General features: G+C 60.9%; 12 protein-coding genes. 7 read left to right on the top strand and 5 right to left on the bottom strand.

Annotated features, from left to right (window positions below; all coding sequences use genetic code 11):
* Positions 1–163: 163 nt before the first annotated feature.
* Positions 164–1,102, top strand: a complete 939-nt coding sequence (locus Enr8_RS18550; protein ID WP_146434331.1) for a cupin-like domain-containing protein — start codon at positions 164–166, stop codon at positions 1,100–1,102.
* 64 nt (positions 1,103–1,166) lie between these two features.
* Here Enr8_RS18550 and mdoH read toward each other — a convergent pair whose 3' ends face one another.
* The 3 genes from mdoH to Enr8_RS18565 all read right to left on the bottom strand — a co-directional run bounded on the left by mdoH (position 1,167) and on the right by Enr8_RS18565 (position 5,216).
* Positions 1,167–3,176: a glucans biosynthesis glucosyltransferase MdoH gene (gene mdoH, locus Enr8_RS18555; protein ID WP_146434333.1), complete on the bottom strand. Its 2,010-nt coding sequence runs from the start codon at positions 3,174–3,176 to the stop codon at positions 1,167–1,169.
* A 67-nt stretch (positions 3,177–3,243) separates the two neighbouring features.
* A complete protein-coding gene (locus tag Enr8_RS18560) occupies positions 3,244–3,654 on the bottom strand; it encodes a hypothetical protein (protein WP_146434335.1) in 411 nt (136 codons plus the stop codon).
* A complete protein-coding gene (locus tag Enr8_RS18565; RefSeq protein WP_146434337.1) occupies positions 3,642–5,216 on the bottom strand; it encodes a glucan biosynthesis protein in 1,575 nt (524 codons plus the stop codon). The genes Enr8_RS18560 and Enr8_RS18565 overlap by 13 nt, the downstream gene beginning before the upstream one ends.
* 611 nt (positions 5,217–5,827) lie before the next feature.
* Here Enr8_RS18565 and Enr8_RS18570 point away from each other — a divergent pair.
* The 4 genes from Enr8_RS18570 (at position 5,828) to Enr8_RS18585 (ending at position 13,855) form a co-directional block, all read left to right on the top strand.
* Entirely contained in the window at positions 5,828–7,687 is a 1,860-nt protein-coding gene (locus Enr8_RS18570; protein WP_146434339.1) for an FAD-dependent oxidoreductase, read from the top strand.
* Positions 7,688–7,840: 153 nt separating this feature from the next.
* A complete protein-coding gene (locus tag Enr8_RS18575; RefSeq protein WP_146434341.1) occupies positions 7,841–8,263 on the top strand; it encodes an ExbD/TolR family protein in 423 nt (140 codons plus the stop codon).
* Between the two features lie 5 nt (positions 8,264–8,268).
* Positions 8,269–11,559 (top strand): hypothetical protein, encoded by a 3,291-nt coding sequence (locus Enr8_RS18580; RefSeq protein ID WP_146434343.1) that lies wholly within the window; start codon positions 8,269–8,271, stop codon positions 11,557–11,559.
* Between the two features lie 115 nt (positions 11,560–11,674).
* Positions 11,675–13,855, top strand: a complete 2,181-nt coding sequence (locus tag Enr8_RS18585; protein ID WP_186767737.1) for an alpha/beta hydrolase — start codon at positions 11,675–11,677, stop codon at positions 13,853–13,855.
* An 18-nt stretch (positions 13,856–13,873) separates the two neighbouring features.
* On the opposite strand, the gene Enr8_RS18590 is transcribed toward Enr8_RS18585, so the two are convergent.
* Together Enr8_RS18590 and Enr8_RS18595 are read right to left on the bottom strand one after the other, a co-directional pair.
* Positions 13,874–14,119, bottom strand: coding sequence for a winged helix-turn-helix domain-containing protein (locus tag Enr8_RS18590; protein ID WP_146434347.1), 246 nt, complete (start codon positions 14,117–14,119; stop codon positions 13,874–13,876).
* Positions 14,120–14,326: 207 nt separating this feature from the next.
* Positions 14,327–14,920: a hypothetical protein gene (locus Enr8_RS18595; RefSeq protein WP_146434349.1), complete on the bottom strand. Its 594-nt coding sequence runs from the start codon at positions 14,918–14,920 to the stop codon at positions 14,327–14,329.
* A 221-nt stretch (positions 14,921–15,141) separates the two neighbouring features.
* Here Enr8_RS18595 and Enr8_RS18600 point away from each other — a divergent pair, with 221 nt between their 5' ends.
* Entirely contained in the window at positions 15,142–16,059 is a 918-nt protein-coding gene (locus Enr8_RS18600) for a YybH family protein (RefSeq protein WP_146434351.1), read from the top strand.
* A gap of 58 nt (positions 16,060–16,117) precedes the next feature.
* Positions 16,118–18,145, top strand: coding sequence for a mu-protocadherin- cell-suface protein (locus tag Enr8_RS18605; protein ID WP_222434906.1), 2,028 nt, complete (start codon positions 16,118–16,120; stop codon positions 18,143–18,145).
* Positions 18,146–18,155: the final 10 nt, after the last annotated feature.

The following is an 18,155-nucleotide window of genomic DNA, read 5'->3' on the forward strand; positions in this document are numbered from 1 at the left end:
GCGAGCCAATCAGGCCCCGCCCAGAGTGTTTCTATCCGAGAAAACCCGAGTGCGCGTCCGCACAAGGATCCGCCAGCGACCTATGCTTTACTGATCCCTACAACTTCTGCGCTTGCGTCTGCCGTCAGACGCCGCTTCTACTTTGCTCATAAAGGCTTTCGTCATGTCGCATGGCAACTTGATCGATTGGAACAAAGACCTGCACCAGATGGAGAGCGAGGTGATCACCACCACGCATCGCTTGGTCGAAACCGGTCTGTTTGACGACGAGCACCTGGTGCGCATTCTCGATACCCATCCTCGCGACGCGCTAAACGTCAACACGATGGGCATCGACGAGACCGATCACAGCGACTGGAAAGAAGGGGACGCGTCGAAACTAAACGGCGAGCAGCTGTTGCAAGCGACCAAAGAAGGTCGCCTCTGGCTGAACATTCGCAACATGCTGACCCATCACCGCGAATACGCCGATCTGATCAACTCGATCTACGACGAGCTGGAAAGCAAGGTCGCCGGTTTTCAGGCGCTCGAGCGTTCGGCCAACTTGCTGGTCTCGTCGCCGACCGCGATCGTCTACTACCACCTCGACATTCCGGTCAACATGCTGTGGCACCTCCGCGGCAAGAAGCGGGCCTACGTCTATCCGCCGTACGACGAACGTTTTGTTACCCAGGCGACGATCGAAGACGTCATCTGCGGCGAAAGCTACGAAGAACTCGCCTTCGATCCGCAATTTGACGAAAGCGCCTTCATCGCCGAGCTGCAGCCGGGGCAGATGGTCACCTGGCCGCAGAACACGCCGCATCGCGTCAGCAACGTCGAAGGGCTGAACGTTTCGCTCACCACCGAACACAAGACGCCCAAAGCGATCCGCCGGATCAAACTGTTCCGCGCGAACCGCTTCTTCCGCCATCAGTGCGGCTATCAGAATCTGTCGACCGCCACCGAAGGGGTTGGCTACAACATGAAGATGGCGGCGTTTTCGGTTGTGAAAGCGTATCGCAAGCTGTTCAAGAAGAAAGAGGGCAACTACGCCTACCCCGTCACCTTTGAACTCGACCCGATGAACCCGACGAAGGTTCGCGAGATGTCGGCCAAGTAGTTCGCCCAGACGGCAATCGGCTTCGTCGCAGCCACGAAGCCGATTTCAGTATATCAACCGGCGACTAGCGTGCCCGGGCTTCGATGTCGGCCAACAGGCGTTCCGACCAATAGCTGGCGTGCGCCTGTCGCAACTTATCGGCGTCCACCAACAGCTCGCGACGTTGGTCCATCGTCATCTCTTCGAGCGTCTGTTCGCTGAGCGGCAGTTCGCAACTCGGATCGACCGTCAGCTGCGTGATGGCGATATGAGCCGCCATCGCATGGGGATCGCGGACCAAGCGTTCGAGCGTCGCTTCTTCGCTGGGGACCGGCAGATCAAAGTACTGCTGCTGGCGACGCATCGCAGCGGTCGGTTCGGTCTCTTCTTCGATGATCAGACGACCGCGGCTCTTTAACCAGCGGCCAAACTGCGGTGAGCTAAGCATCAAGATCAGCGGAGCGACGCCGAGCCAACTGGCCAGCAGCGGCGAGAACCAGATCAGCGCCGTCGGATTCGCCAGATAGATCAAGACGGCCGAGATCGCTCCCATCACCGCCAACTTCCAGCCAACGGCCCAAGCGTCTTCCCACGTCAGGTTCACGTCGCCACGGTTCTGCGCGTTCCACTCGACGCGGCGTCCCCGCAACGTGGCGAAGACGAACTGCGTATGAAACCACATCAGCAGCGGTGCGAACAACGTCGAAGCGACCGTCTCGATCGCCGCATCAATCCAAATCGCACTCGCCGGACGGCGTTTTTCGATCGGGGTCGAGCGAATGAAATCGGTAACGGCCAGCACCTTCGGGGTCATCAACAAGACCAGCGTACTGGCGAGCAGCAGCAGCGAAGCCATCGAAGCGCTAATGCCGAGCGAAGTGGCGCTGGTGCCCGAGACGCTGAGCAGCAGCGCGAGCTGCAGCACCACGAAGCCGAGCCACAGCGGGCTCGCCAGGTAGGCGAAGGCGCCACACATCAGGTGCCAGCGATTGGTCAGCGGCAAGGGGCAGCGGACCAGGAAGTTCAAGTGCTGCAGGTTTCCTTGACACCAGCGTTGATCGCGCTGGAGGTAGTCGAGGACCGAGCCAGGCGTCTCTTCGTAGCTCCCTCCCAGATCGTCCGCAATATGCACCTTCCAATCGGCGCGGCGGAGCAGGGCGGCTTCGACAAAGTCATGGCTCAAGATTTCGCCGCCTAAGGGGCGTTCGCCTGGCAGCACTGGCAGCCCGCAATGTTGCACGAAAGCGCGGGTGCGGATGATCGCGTTATGTCCCCAATAGTTGGCGGCGTCGCCACACCAGTGGCGATAGCCTCGCAGGAACCCGCGGCCATAGGTGGCGGCGGCAAACTGCTGAGCGCGAGCCAACAGCGAGGCGCCATTGATCGGTCGCGGCGGAACTTGGATGAGCGCGACCCGCTCGTCCTTTTCCATTCGGCGGACCATTTCGACCATGGTCTCGGCCGACATTAGGCTGTCGGCGTCCAAGACGATCAGGTAACGATAGCGGCCACCCCAACGTTCGCAAAATTCGGAGATGTTGCCCGCCTTGCGGGCGATGTTTTTGGGACGACGGCGATAGAAAATTTGCGGCTTGGCGTTGTCGTACGACATCTCGAGCCAGACCGCTTCTTCTTCGGCGGCGATGTCCGGATCGGTCGTATCGCTCAGCAGGAAGAACTCGAAAGTCTCTCCGCCGCCAATTTTGGCCAGCTCTTCCCGCATCGCTCGCACGCCGGCGGCGACGCGCCGGGGGGACTCGTTGTAAACGGGAACCAGAATCGCGGTCGAAGGGAGCGACCCGATTTCTTCCGGCGTGACCGGCTCGATCTCGCTCGTCTCGGGCGCCGGCAACAGATGGCCGACGATCGACATGCCGATGCCGTATCCAAGCCAACCGGTCAGCAGCGCGAAGAAGGCTCCGGCGGCGACGTCAATTGGCCCCAGTCCGCCATCGGCGGCAGAGATGTCGAGGAACAGCCACGTCATCAACGCGCTCACGGTGAGCGCCGTCGAGACGATCAGCGTCTTGGGATACTTCTGCGCAATCGACTGCGACATACCGGCGATCGAGTTGTTTTGTTTTGACGATTTCACAGCAACCTGTTTCTCTCTGCCCCTGTTGGGTCGATAGGGCGATCGGCGACGCGGCCCAAGGCGTCGTTTACAGCAATCGCATCGACCAAGCCACGTGGCGTACGACGTCTTGCGTCCGTCTCCAGGCAGCCAGGTAGAAATCGGGATTTACGACGATCGGCGGTTCGTGCAGATCTTGCATCCGCATCGGCGAGCCTGCTTCATTCGGGACGGCGGCCAGACGCTGAACGTCTTGGAACTGGGACTCCGGCCGTTTGCCGAATTCCTGAATGCCGTAGTAAATGATCGCACGCGTTCGCTCGCGCCCGACCACCTCGTCGGGGATCTGGGCGAGCGCCACATCCATTAGTTCATGCGTCGTCTGTACTGCTTGCTCCGGATCGTCGATCCCATTGGCGACGACGTATCGCAGCAACGCCCGTCGTGCGAGCACGACTTGCGTGTCAGCCAGCGACTGATGTTCAATCACGGTTGACATTGATAACTCCATGTTTCACTTAGGTAATCGGATCCATCCTTCAGGCAGGCGCGAATTTCCGGGTTCGCCCCAGGCTTGCTGGCCGTGGTAAAGGTCGCCACAAACCGGTCCCCTTGCTGGACCACTTCGCTACGACTGGTGAGCGGTAGCTCCGTCTCAATCATGAGTTCGGGCTTCGCGTCCGGCTTAACGCCCGTAAAGGACAACGTGAACGTCACGTCGCCATTTTCCTGACGCTCGATATGCGAGTCGGCGACCTTCGCTCCCACATGCTCCGGCGGATCGCCGGGACCATATTCAATGGAGTAAGCCAACTCAATCACATCGCCGCATCGTATCGGCTGTTCCGGCGTCCAAAAAGAAGCCAGATTATCGATCCATTCGCCCGGCGACTCGATTTCCAACAGTTCCACACGTCCTGCCGGAAACGCCCCCTTTGGACGTATCCAAACGGTGGGTCGTCGATGATAGTTCGCCTCGGCGTCGTTATAATTTTTTACGTCCCGGTCGCGCTGCAGCAGACCAAAGCCCTTCACTCCAGGCAAGTAAAACGCAGAGAGTCGGGTTGCGTCGGGATTACGCACCGGCCGAAATAACCATTCGCCGGTCACCGACTCGGCCAGCAATCCGTCCGAGTCATGCACTTCAGGACGGAATTCTTGTCCCTCGGCCGCCGGCTGACCATCGCCCCACGTCCACATGCTGGTGATCGGGGCGACGCCCAACTTCTCAATTTCGTTCCGCGCGAGCAGACGCGCCCGCACTTCGATCTTGGTCCAATCGCCGGGGGTGACTTTAAACTGGTACAGGCCGGTCACGCTCTTGCTGTCGAGCCACGCGTAAACGGTTGCCGTTTTGTTGTTGGTTGGTTTCACTAACCAGAACTCGCGAAAGACCGGGAACTCTTCCCCCTTGGGCGAGCCGCAGTCAATCGCCAGGCCGCGCGTCGATGCGCCATACACCGTATCGGCCGCGACCGCTCGGAAGTAACTAGCGCCCAAAAAGGCGATCACTTCCGACATCGGCTTGCCTGCTTCCAAGTGATTCCACAACCGGAAGCCGGCGTAACCAATCGGATCGCCTTGCAAGTGATTCGGATCGATGACGCCCTGGTGGTATTCGTACAGGCTTGTATCAAATTCAAGCGGCTCAGCTTCGGCATCCGGCTTTTGAAATTCGTTCAACCGGACGCATTCGCGGAAGATATAGCCCGGGTGGAAGAAGTCGAGTCGCCAGTCGGTTAGACTGTCGGCCCACTGCTTCTTATCAGGATCAAAGACAATCTTGCGGTAGCCGTCGTAGCCCAACTCGGCCAGCGGTCCGTAGTTGACCAGCGGGTAAGCGTCTTGGCCAAAGGTGCGCGGCTGGATCTGCTCCCATAACGCTTGGAAGCGGGGCGAAACGTCGGCCGCTTCCCCGGCGCCAAGGCCGAACAAACGTTGTTCGCCGCGGGCCTGGCTTTGGCAAAACGCGATCGCCAGCAACGCCAACAGGCATTGGCCGCCAAGCCGCCAACGGGGGCGGAACGCGCGTTTTTCAAGTTTTGTTAGATGAGAGATCATGGAAACTCCTCTGTTCCTGAGAGTTCGCCGCTCATAGTGCAAGAGTCGTGCCACAAATGATTCTACATGACCTGTATGAAGAGGCTTACGGGACGAAATTGAATACGGGTCGCGGAAAAATAGGAACGTTTCGTATCAGTAGGATTTAGTTTTTCGACAATGGCCCCGGCAATCCCATAGAGTGCCGTTTAACGGCATTTGTATGAACGGTTACTCTTTTTCTGCTATTCTGTACTCTTCCCGGGCCGCTCCCCCGAATTAACCGCGAATTCACCAAGCGCAACTGCTTGCTGATCTGCCAGCTGGCGTCCTAACAACCACGCCGATTAGGAAACGAGCAACAGCTAGCGAAGATAGTGAGCAAAACGCAAACAGATGCTTTGATGCCTAGCAGTCCGTTGATTTTCTCGATGGACTGCGTGATCGCAGGGATGCGATCCCAAAATAGCGACGTAAGTCGTTATTTTGGGAGCCGCGAAGAGCTACGCTCTGAGCCTGGCGAGGTTGGAAAATGCCACGATGGCATTTTTCAACAGGCAGCTACCCGACTTACTCCCTCCCAAATCTACCTCACGCTGCGGCGCCAACTGCCCCAACCCAAGACCTCAACCATGCTCCGACTTTTTCGACTTAACCTGCTTGTTGCTTTTCTGCTCACCCTCAGTGGCGTCGCCGCCGCAGAACAGAAAACGCCACAGTCCGATGTCGTCATATACGGCGCAACCCCGTCCGGAATCGCCGCCGCCATCTCGGCCGGGCGTGCCGGAAAATCGGTTCTGCTGATTGAACCAACCGCGCGACCTGGTGGGCTGGTGACCAATGGACTTACGCATCCCGACTTCCACTGCTTTGAGGCGCTGACCGGGGCTTACAAAGAGTTCACAGGTCGCGTCTTGGCCTACTACACCGAGAAGTACGGCGCCGACTCGCCGCAGGTCAAAACTTCGCTGCAGGGTACCCATGGCGAACCGAAAGTGAACCTGCTCGTCTACCGACAGATGCTGGATGAGATCCCCGGCGTTAAGCTTTTGACCGAGTACCGACTCGACCAGGTTGACGTGGGTGATGACCACCAGATTCGCTCGATCACCCTCCATGGTCCCCAAGACCAACCGCTGACCGCCGTCGGCAAGATCTTCATCGACGGCTCCTACGAAGGGGACCTGATGGCCGCCGCCGGCGTGCCGTTCGCCGTCGGTCGCGAAGCGAAGTCGGAGTATGGCGAGTCGTTGGCGCCTGCCGAAGCGGACGATTGCGTCCAAGGATACAACTTCCGGCTTACCTTCACCGACCAGCCGCAGAACCGGGTCTATCCCGAGAAGCCGGAGGGCTACAACCGCGAAGACTTTCTGCCGCTGCTCAAGCTGTTGGAAAGCGGCAAGCTAACCGGGGCGATGCACCGGATGACCAACGGGCACACCACCAAAGCGATTTACAAAGTCCAAGACCCCAACCTGCCCAACGGCAAGTTCGACATCAACGACATGTCGCGGGGCGTTGTCCGACTGTCGCTGCCGCAGATCAACAACGCCTGGCCGACCGGCGATCCACAGACTCGCGACGAGATCTTCGCCGCCCACGTCCGGCACAACGTCGGCATGCTCTACTTCCTGCAAAACGACAGCGAAGTGCCGGCCGAGATTCAAGAGAATGCCCGCGAGTTCGGCCTCTGCCGTGACGAGTTTGTCGAGAACGACCATCTGCCGGTACAGCTTTATGTCCGGGAAGCCCGGCGGATGAAAGGGTCGCAGGTCTTCACCCAGGATTACGTCAGCCAGGCAGGAGACGACGTCCGGGCTCGCTTTGCCCCCGACGCGATTGCGATGGGGGACTATGGTCCCAACTGCCACGGCGCCGATCACGAAGGTCCGACGATCGGCGGCAAGCATACCGGCGAGTTCTATCAGTTGGCGGCCCCGTATCAAATTCCGTATGGCGTGATCACGCCGCAGCAGCATCCGAATTTGCTGGTCCCCTGTGCGATCTCGTCGTCGCATGTCGGATTCTGCGCGTTGCGGCTCGAACCGATCTGGGCCTCGCTCGGCGAAGCGGCCGGCGTCGCCGCTGCGATCGCGATTGATGAAGAGAAAGGGGTCCAAGCCGTCGAGCCAGCTGCGATTCGCAATCAGTTGCATGCCGCCGGCGCCGCGACCATCTATGTCACCGACATTCCGCGCGAACATCCCGACTTCGTCGCCGTACAGTGGTGGGGAGCGCTGGGCGGCTTGCATGGTTTGCAGTCGATTCCAGCCGACCAATACGGCAAGCGCGGAAAACACCTGCGGGGACAGTATTACCATGCATTCCCCCGGCACTCGGCTGAGTTGGATCAACCGCTGGACGATTCGGTGAAGGCTGCCTGGCTGGCGATCGCCGCCAAGAACCAGATCAGCGGCGAAGCGCTGTCGGCGGCCGCCACGCGCGGGGATTTTATCCGATCCGCCTACCGGATTGCCCACGACGGCCAGTAAGGGACGTTATTTCCGCGAAAGCGAATATCTTTCCTCGATCAGTCTTCACAAAACCTTGCTCATTCGGGAGCCTGTTGCGACAATCAACAGGATCCCATTTGCGCGGATCGATCCAACCTTTGCGCCCCACCAAATCGCAGTAGTCGCTCGCCCATGGCGGTTAAAGTCAAAAAAAGCAACGCTCTGCTGGCGTTGAACATTACGCCGCTGATCGATGTCGTCTTCCTGCTGCTCGTCTTCTTTATGGTGATGACGCGGTTTGACGAAGAGGACTACAAACTGGATGTGGCGCTGCCGACCGCCAGCGAGGCCCAGCCGCTGATCGCTCAGCCGCGCGAGCTGATCATCAACGTCAACGCCGACGGCAAGTATCACGTGCAGGGCGATTTTGTGTCGCTGGAGCGGTTGGAAGAGATGTTGCAGCAAGCCGCCGCCAACAATCCCGATGCGGCGGTGATCATCCGGGCCGACCGTCGCTGCCGGCTGGAATTTCCGGTCAGCGTGATGAACGCATGTAATAAGGTCCACCTGACGAATTATTCGTTAACCACGTCCGCGCCGGAGCGCATCGACTAGCACAGATGGCCGAACCGAAACGTTCCAATTCGCCGCGCCGCGAACCGAACTCCTGGGAAGAGCGGAGTTGGCCGGTCTATGGTTCGTTGGCACTGTTGGCCGGCTATTACGGCGCCGTCAGTCTGGCGCTGTTCGATTGGGACCACCCGCAGTGGTACTTCAACGCCAAGTTCTACATGGCCCTGGCCCCGCTGATGCTGCTGCTCGGCTTGGGTCTGGTCAAGTTCTCGGAACAGCGGGCCGTCCGCCGCGGCATCCAGCTGTCAATCATCCTCAGCCTGATCCTGCACCTGAGCTTCTTCGTGGGCATGGTGGCGCTCGATCTGGTGAGCGTCCCGCAAGGGGAAGACGCCGTCGCCAACCGCCGCCAGCCGCGACGCGACCCGGTGATCCTGCCTGACTACCATCCATCGCAGTGGGATTCGACCAACGAGTCGCAGCAAGATTTCGAACGTCCCGTCGAAGCGGAAGAAACGCAGCCTGACCAAAAACAGGTCGAGCGCAAACAGATTGATCCCCAACAGCCAAGTCGCGAGGATCAACCGACCGTCGATCCAGAAATGCAGCGCCAGGCGACTCCCAACACGCCGACGAAGGTCGCGCGAAAAGAACAAACGCCGGCCGAGACGCTCGAGCAAATGCCGTCAAAGCTGAGCCGCAATTCGGTCGAAATGCAACGCCGCGAGCAACAGCCGGAGCAGATCGAGGTGCAGCGGCAAACCGATCCGCAGCAACCGCAAACCTCAGCCGCCGTCGCCGAACTCGCGCGTCAGCAGAACTCGGCCACGCAGTCGCGGCAGGAAAGCCAGGTCGAAGCGGCCGCGTCGACCGCCGCCCAAATGAATCGCCGCGACACGTCGCAGCAGCAACCGCAACTCGCCGCGGCCAATGCTCCGCTCCAGCGGCAGTCGGCCGAACCGACGTTGTCGGCGACCGCCCAATCGCCCGCCGTACAGCGAATGTCCGACCAGCAAGTCGCTCCGGCGGCGCAGCAAACGGCCAGCGCGCGGCAAAGCGCCGCCCAGGCCGCGTCGAGCCCGCAGCAGTCGCAGGTCGCCTCGGCCAATAGCGCCGCCGCACTGCAGAACCCGACGATGTCGCGGGCCGATTCCGCCTCGTCGACGGCCAGTCAAATCGCCCCCGCTTCCGCCGCACAGATCGCCAAATCGAGCGCCGCCCAAGCGACGCCTACGGCGACCCTGTTCGCCGAACAAATTGATTACGCCGCCGAAGCTGGTTCCCGCAACCCGAGTCAACTGTCGAGCGCCTCGACCAACATCGGCCGCAGTTCCGCGGGCGCTGGCGCCGGTGACGATGGCGCCGCCGGCGAAATGCAGGGCGGCATCGAACTGGGCGTGGTGCGCATCGCCGCCAATGGGTCGTTGCGCCGCGCATCAAGCGCCGGCGCTCCTTCGCTGCAATCGGCGATCAGCGGCGGATCGTCCGGCGGACAAGCCAACGGAATGTCGGGACGCTCTGGCAGTGGACTTTCGCCCAGCGCTTCCGCCTCGCTCGATGGCGATATCGCTGGCGCCGGCATGCGTGCGGCCAATGGCAGCGGAAACGCCGATGGACCGCAACTCGCCTCGGGCACAAGTGGCGGCATGACCGAACTTGGTCGACGTTCCGCTTCCGGCATCCCCGGCGGCTCGGCCAAGGGATCGGCGGATGGCGTCGCCGGCGGCCTGGGCACATCGGGATTGGCGAGCGGCTCAATCGGCGCCCGCGCTGGAAGCGGCGATGATGGAGCAGGCAACTCGCTTGCGGCCGCGGCGTCTTCGGGCGGATCGGCCTTTGGCCGCAGCGGCGGCAGCGGCGGCGGCCCCAGCACCGTCATGATTGCTGGCGAAGCGCCCGGTATGGGCGGCGATTCGCTTCGCCGCACGCCAACCGGCGGCGGTTTTGCCGGCGGTTCCTTGGCGCCAGGTTCGGCCGGCCCCAGCATTGAGCGCCGCGGAGCCGGGATGTCTTCCCTGGTCAAAGCGAACGCCGCCGAAGGCGCCGGCGGTTTGGGCGATCGAGTGTCGCCCAATGTCGGCACGGTCGCTCGGCGTCAAAACAACGACACGCCGCAGTTGGCGATTAACATGACGCGATTCCCGGTCCGTGCGTCGCGGTCGGGTCTGCCGCAGATTTCGTCGGCGATCGCCATGCCGACCGAAGCGTTCCGTCGCCGCATGATGCGGGAAGAAGGAGCGGAGGGCGCCGATGGACCTTCGCCCGAAGTTCGGGAAGCGATTGAACGCGGCCTGGCCTTTCTGGCTCGCCATCAGATGCCGGGTGGCAGCTGGAGCCTGCAGAACTTCCCCGACACGCAGCCCGAGGATGCCGCCGCCTATGCCGCCGAACGCTCGAAAATGGACTCCGACACCGCCGCCACCGGCTTGGCGCTGCTCGCCTTCTTGGGCGCCGGCTATCATCACCTGGACGACAAGTATCAAAACGAAGTCCGTAAGGGGCTGAACTTCCTGGTGGAAAATCAACAGGAGAACGGCGACCTGTATGTGCGGATGGACCAATATTCCAACTCCAACGCGTGGCTCTACAGTCATGGCATCGCGTCGATCGCCCTCTGCGAGGCGTACGGCATGACGCAAGACGCCAACTTGCGCGAACCGGCGCAAAAGGCGATCAACTTTATCGCCGAGTCGCAAGATACTTCGGTCGGCGCCTGGCGGTATTTCCCTGGCGTCGGCGGCGACACCTCGGTCAGCGGCTGGATGACGATGGCGCTAAAGAGCGGTCAATTGGCCGGGCTCGAAACCTCGCCGCAAACGTTCAATGGCATCGATCGGTGGCTCGCTCGCGCCGCTTACCAGCCCGCCGGCGGCGCGCTGTTCGTCTACAATCCCGACGCGACCGACAACAAAGTCCAACGTCATGGACTGTTCCCTTCCAAGACGATGACCGCGGTCGGGCTGCTGATGCGACTCTACCAGGGCTCTAACCGCGAGACCGACGTGATGCAGAAAGGCGCCGAGCATCTGCTGGCCAATCTGCCCGAAACCGGCACCCCGCAATCGCCAGAGCGCGATACCTATTACTGGTATTACGCGACGCAGGTGATGTTCCACATGAAAGGGGAGTACTGGCAAGCCTGGAACAATCGGTTGGAACCGATGCTAGTCGAGTCGCAACTGACCGACGGTCCGCTGGGCGGCAGCTGGGATCCCGAGGGAGCGATTCCTGATCGCTGGGGCGAATATGCCGGGCGAATCTACGTCACGACGATGAACTTGCTGTCGCTGGAAGTGCATCATCGCCATCTTCCGCTCTATGTGGACGCGGCGAAGTAACATTTCGCGCTTCTTTACGCTTCACGTTTACATCCGACTTTCCTTCCCCGGCCAAATCGGGAAAAATCGCAGGTTCAGCGGTCCACTGGAGGAACGACCACACGGGAGCAATGCGGTGAAGCGGCAACTTTTGCGAACAGGCCTCGCAATTCTGACGGCAATCTGCCTGTTGGGGCGGACCAGCGCCACGTATGCGCAAGGAAAAACCGACGTTAAAATCCCGGTCAGTGCGCCGATTGTTCGCACGATTGACGCCGGATTCGACAAGACCTTGGTCGTTTCGGATCGGGGCGAAGTCGTCCGCTTCAATCCCAGCGTCGCCGAACCAGTCGCCGAGCCGATCCCGCAAGCAGGCGACGCGATCGCCGATCTAGCGCCGCTCCGCGACCAGACCGGCACAATCCTGCTAACCCAGGGAGGAGACCTGCGCCTACTGCGGGATGGAGCGCCGCAGGCGGAATTAATCATGCCGGCGCCCGTTCGCGGGAAGCTGTTCGCCGCGATCAACGGCGCTGCGCTGCTGGTGGACGACCAAGGGAATTGTGCCCAGGTCAATGTGCTGGAAAAGAAAGCGACGCCGACGAAGAAGCTCCCCAACTTTGGCGGCAAGTTGAAGGTCTATGACGATCTAGCGCTCGCCGCTTATCAGTCCGACAACGCGCTGCTTCTGGCCGATATCGCCTCGGGCGAAGAAATCGTGCGTCTGCCGGTTGGCGAACTGCTCGACTACGACGTCTCCAAAGAACGCGGCCTGGCGGTCGTCGCCGGCGCATTTGGCGGCGTGCAACTGTGGGACCTGGTTCGCAAAGAGCCGCTCAACGTCAATTTGGGCATGCTGGACGAAGTCTGGTACCTCAAGTTTTTGCCCAGCGGCGATCTGCTGGCGATCACTCGCCCCGGCGTCGCGACCATCTACCAAAGCGACCAATGGCGGCCGATTCATACGTTTCAGGTTCCGCCCATGTCGCAGCTCCGTTTCGCGGAAGTGAGCGAGAACAACGAGCTGATGCTGACCACCAAACAAAAATCGGTCCAAACCATTCCGCTCGCGCTGTACGGATTTGCGGCCGAACCGGCCGTTCGCGGCGCCACTACGGTCGAACTTTGGTACGCCACCAATCGGCTTCCCAGCGACGGCAAACAGCCGCTGCGTGATCGCTACTTCGCCTGGCTGACGCGCGTTGACGTCGTCGTGATGCTGGCCGTCGTGCTCCTGCTGGCGTTTACGGTGGCGATGGTGTTCGCCCGATTTCCGCAGCGCTGGAAGACGCTGTTGTCGGCGGCGGTGTCCGTCGCCATGATCGGTCTGCTGTCAGCCGGACTGTTTTTTCTGGTCGACCGCCAGGCGGCAACCGCGCAAACTCGCCCCGACAACTACTTCGGCAACACGCTGGACGAAAGCGGCGCCGTCGCTTGGGGCCGCTGCGAAGTGACCGTGCCGACCGATCGCCTGCCGGGCGACCTGAACGAACCGCTCGACTTTCTCGGCTTTAAAGAAACCGAAGATCCGGAGAAGCACTTTATCTTGATGAAGGTCGAGCCCCGTTCGCCCGAGTCGATCATCGACAAGGTAAAAACCAGCGGCGAGCCCGAAGAAATCTTGATCTTCGTCCATGGTTACAACGTGCCGTTCGCGTCGGCCGCCAAACGAACGGCGCAGCTGAAAGTCGACCTCAACATCGACGGTGAGGCCTTCTTTTTCTCGTGGCCTTCGCATGGCGATCTGAGTCGCTACCTGGCCGATGAAGACAACGCCCGGCTCTCGGCGACGCCGTTCCAGGAGATGCTGCACACCATCTGCGATCCATTCCCCAATGCCCGCATTCATATCGTGGGGCACAGCATGGGCACGCGAATCATCCACGAGAGCATCCGGCAACTGTACGCCGAGACGTCGCCGACGCTTAACGCCCTCGATTCGTTGGTCCTGGCGGCGCCTGACATCGATCGTCGCCAGTTTCATATGGAGCTGGAGAAGATCGTCAGCCAGATCAATCTGCCGATCACGCTGTATGCGTCGGCCAACGACAAAGCGCTGATCCTGTCGGGCCAATTGCACAACAACAGCCGCCTAGGCGACGTCGCGCCGGAGCCGGTCGTCATGCCGGGGGTCGAAACGATCGACTGCTCGATGGTCGACACCGACTTTTTGGGCCATGGCTACTACGGCGACAGCGACGATCTGCTGAAGGATCTGTTCCAAGTGATCCGTGATGACCGCCCAGCGCGGCGCCGCTTCGGCCTGGTGCAGCAGTCGCTCGACAAAGAACGGCACTATTGGTATCTGCAGCCGTAGGCTGTCGGGCTAAATCGCTTAAGTCGCTTCCCGCAGGCAGACCAACCGGTTGCGGCCATTGTCTTCAAACGCCAGCTTGTCTTCGCGGGCCAGCCAGCCGATCGCCTGCATCACCTGATCGCGCGGCAGCCCAATCTGTTTGACCAAGCGGGACAAAGACATCGGGCCATCCACTTGCAGCGTAGCCCAGATGGCGCCGGCCGTTTCGCCGATACGCGAGATCATCTCGAAAGTGGCGGAATCCGTAGACGTCGCAGTCGTCATAATCTTCCCTCGCAGGCGAAGTCTCGCAATTTGCGTCGATGAACAGGCAAACGTGGGGCGCGCTGATTATAGCCAATCTTCCCAGGCGCGCTCAAATATTTCCCCGCGGTGATCGACGATGCGCGACTGCGCATGAAAAAACGCGACGAGGCGGAAACCTCGTCGCGTTCCAATATTGGCTAACTACGTAAGCGTGACGCCGATCCGTTACGGAACGACGATCGCCTCCATCGGAGCGTAGTAGGTGGTTGTCGGGGTCGTCACCGGACCGTAAAAGGTCGAAATCGGTGCGTAGTTGGTGACCGTCGGCGTAGCGATCGACGTGCCGCCGTAATAGGTCGTCGTCGGCAGATGGTTGGTCGTCACCGTCGGCGCCGGAGCATAGTGGCTCGACGAAATCGAACCGGAGTACTCCGAGCTAAACCGAGTCGTCGTCACCGGACGCGGAGCCGCCGTCGCGCCGTAGTAGGTGGTTTGCACCGGAGCCGCAGTCGCCGCTGGAGCATAGAAGCTGGTTTGAATCGGGGCAACCGTCGCGGCCGGAGCATAGTAGCTGGTTTGCACCGGGCTCACGGACGAGGACGGCATGTAGAAGGTCGACTGCACCGGCGTGACGGCTGTGCCATAAACAGGCCGATACGAGGTCCGCAGACCAAACAGCCCGCGACGGACCGGCACAACGCCAACAACTTGCGGCGTCGCCACGACTGGCGTCGAAACGACGACCTGCGCCTGGGCTGCGCCGCTCAAGGACGCCACAGCCAGCAACGCGGCTGACGCCCAAACGAATGTACGATTCATGGTTTATGTGTCCCGCGAAAGGAAGACGAGAGTTGGTTTCTCTAGCATAGGTTCCAATTTCACCGCATCTGGCCATTCTACGCGCAAACTTGCGGCAAGAGAGGAAAGTTCCTCCAGGAATTCATCAGAAAAACGTTGGATTGCCGGTCAGGCGTGTCGTAGAAATCAGGGTGGATAAGCTGGTTCGGTTAACGAAATTCGGCGAACAAAGGTGGATAATAATGAAAGCGCAAACATTTCTGACGGCCCTCGGCTTGGCGATGTTGACATTTTGCAACATCCAGGCCGAAGAGACCCTCTCAGCGGAAGATGAAATCATGGCGAGCGTCGTTTCGTACATCGCCGCTTTTAATGCCGGCGACTGCGATCGCCTGGCCGACCATTGGGCCGAAAATGCTGAATATCTCTGCCGCACCACCGGCGCCAAGGCGGTCGGTCGCGAACAAATCCGGGCCCAGTTCGCCGAGCAATGCCAACAAGCGGACCTTCCCAAACTGTCGGTCGAAGTCGATTCCATTCGCTTCGTCAAACCAGACGTCGCCATCGAAGAAGGGGTCGCCAAGATCGCGCACGAAGGGGAAGAGCCCGAGCTCTTCTCTTACACCGCCGTCCATGTGAAGGAAGAGAACCAATGGAAGCTCGACAGCGTTCACGAAACGCACGTCGCCAACCAGCTGTCAAACCCGTCGCCGGTTTCTGACGCCCGCCAGCAACTGGAACCTTTGGCGTGGCTGATTGGCCATTGGGTCGACAAGTCGGAAGGGTCGATCGTCGAAACCAACACTCGCTGGGCGAAGAACGAAACGTTCCTGATTCGCTCCTTCAAAGTCGAAGTGTCCGGCGTCATCGATTTAGAAGGGACCGAAGTGGTTGGCTGGGACCCCGCCAATCAGCGAATCCGGGGTTGGGTCTTCGATTCGGACGGCGGTTTCGCCCAAGAACATTGGCACCAGGAGAATGGAAGCTGGTTGATCAAGGCCGCCGGCGTCTTGCCCGACGGCCGCACGGCCGCCTCTTTACGCACGATTCGACGCATCGACGACGAGAAATATGAATCGCATTCGCTCGGTCGTTCGGTCGATGGCGAGTTGCTGCCGGATGTTGGTCCTTTCCATGTCATCCGCCAGGGCGAACAATAGAACTGGACGTTTTTGTCCACCTCGCCGGGATTAACGCTTAACCAACATGAGGCGCGTCATGTTCGCTAAAAATATTTTCGTCACAGGTGTGCTGGTAGCGGCGATGCTGTTGCCAACCGCCACGTTCGCCCGTGGGTTCGGGGGCGGAGGGGGCAAAGGAGGCGGAGGGCCTCGGATCGGGGGCGGAGGCAAGAGCCCCTCGATGAGTCGCCCCAACATCAGTCGCCCCAGCCCCAGTCGATCGCTCCCGAGCCGCTCTAGCGGCAGTCGACCGAATATCAGTCGACCCAGCGCGAGTCTGCCGAGCGCCAGCCGCAGCCCCGCCAGTCGCCCTTCGGTCAACCTATCGAATCGCGGCGGCTCGCGGCCTTCGATCAGCTTGCCCTCTAGCGGTAGTCGTCCCAACGTCACCCGACCGTCGAGTCTGCCGAACCTGAATCGCCCCTCACTGGGAGACAATAACCGCGGCCGCACGCGCCCCAGCATCAACACGCCCAGCTTGAGTCGCCCCAACGTGACGCGGCCTAGTAGTGTGACGCGGCCCAATAGCGGCGACCGCAGCCGTCCGAACATCACAGCCCGGCCCAACTTGGACGGCAACCGTGGCGGCAGCATCTCCGGCGGGCGACCGTCCAACCAGAGACTGAATGATTTTCTGGGAATCGGCGGTGATCGACCTGGTTCGCAACGACCAACGACCCGCCCCGGCAACCTTGGCAACCGCCCCAGCGGCGATCGACCAACAACGCTGCCTGGCATCATCGGCAATCGCCCCGGCGGCGATCGTCCCACGACGCGTCCCGGGATCATCGGCGATCGCCCCAACCGACCTGGCAACGGTGACCGCCCCAGCATCGGCGACCGGCCCAACCGTCCTGGCAACGTTGACCGTCCCGGCATCGGCGATCGGCCCAATCGACCTGGCGATGGTGACCGGCCCGGCATCGGCGATCGCCCCAACCGACCTGGCGATGGTGACCGGCCCGGCATCGGCGATCGGCCCAACCGACCTGGCGATGGTGACCGACCGGGCATCGGCGATCGGCCCAACCGACCTGGCAACGGTGACCGCCCCAGCATCGGCGACCGGCCCAACCGTCCTGGCAATGGTGACCGTCCCGGCATCGGCGATCGGCCCAATCGACCTGGCGATGGTAACCGGCCCGGCATCGGCGATCGGCCCAACCGACCTGGCGATGGTGACCGGCCCGGCATCGGCGATCGGCCTAACCGACCTGGCGATGGTAACCGGCCTGGACTCGGCGATGGCAATCGGCCCAACCGCCCGAATCGTCCTGATCGCCCGCATGGCCCGGGCCATGACGATCATTGGGATCACTGGCACAACCGGGGCGACTATGTTCGCAATCGGTATAACTACTGGAGCGCCCGCAACAACTGGAACCATGGTTTCTGGGGTTGGAACAATCCTCGCTACAATCGCTGGGGCTTCTACGGCTATCGTCCGTACCCGGGGTATTGGTGGCGGTGGTCGACGCCGGTAGCGCTTACCTCGTGGTTCTACTGGGGTCCGTCGTGGGGCACGCCATGCTACTACGATTACGGCTCGAACGTTTACTTCCAAGATCGGTACGTTTACTACAACAGCGAGCCGATTGCGACCACGACCGTCTACTACCAACAGGCTTCCGATTTCGCGGCGGCCGGACGTGAGGCCCTGGCCGAAAGTCCGCCGACCGAAGAAAGTGGTGAGAACTGGATGCCGCTCGGCGTCTTCGCCCTGGCCAACCAGGAAGAAGGGGATCCGATCATGTATCTGCAGTTGGCGGTCAACAAGGACGGCGTCATCGCCGGCACCTACTACAACACCGAGACCAAGACCAACTTGCCGGTCGAGGGGAGCGTCGACAAAGAGTCGCAACGCGCCGCCTGGACGATCGGCGACAAGACCCAAACGGTCATGGAAACCGGCATCTACAACCTGACCCAGGACGAAACGCCGCTGCTGATTCACTTCGGCGAAGGCAAGACGCAAACCTGGATGCTGGTTCGCCTGCCGGAAGGAGAAGCGCAGCCCAACGAAGGCTTCGCCGATCCGAATGCGGTCGATCCGTTTGGTCCGTAGGGAAGTTGTC

Origin of the sequence: Blastopirellula retiformator (assembly GCF_007859755.1) — a bacterium.
Taxonomy (GTDB): domain Bacteria; phylum Planctomycetota; class Planctomycetia; order Pirellulales; family Pirellulaceae; genus Blastopirellula; species Blastopirellula retiformator.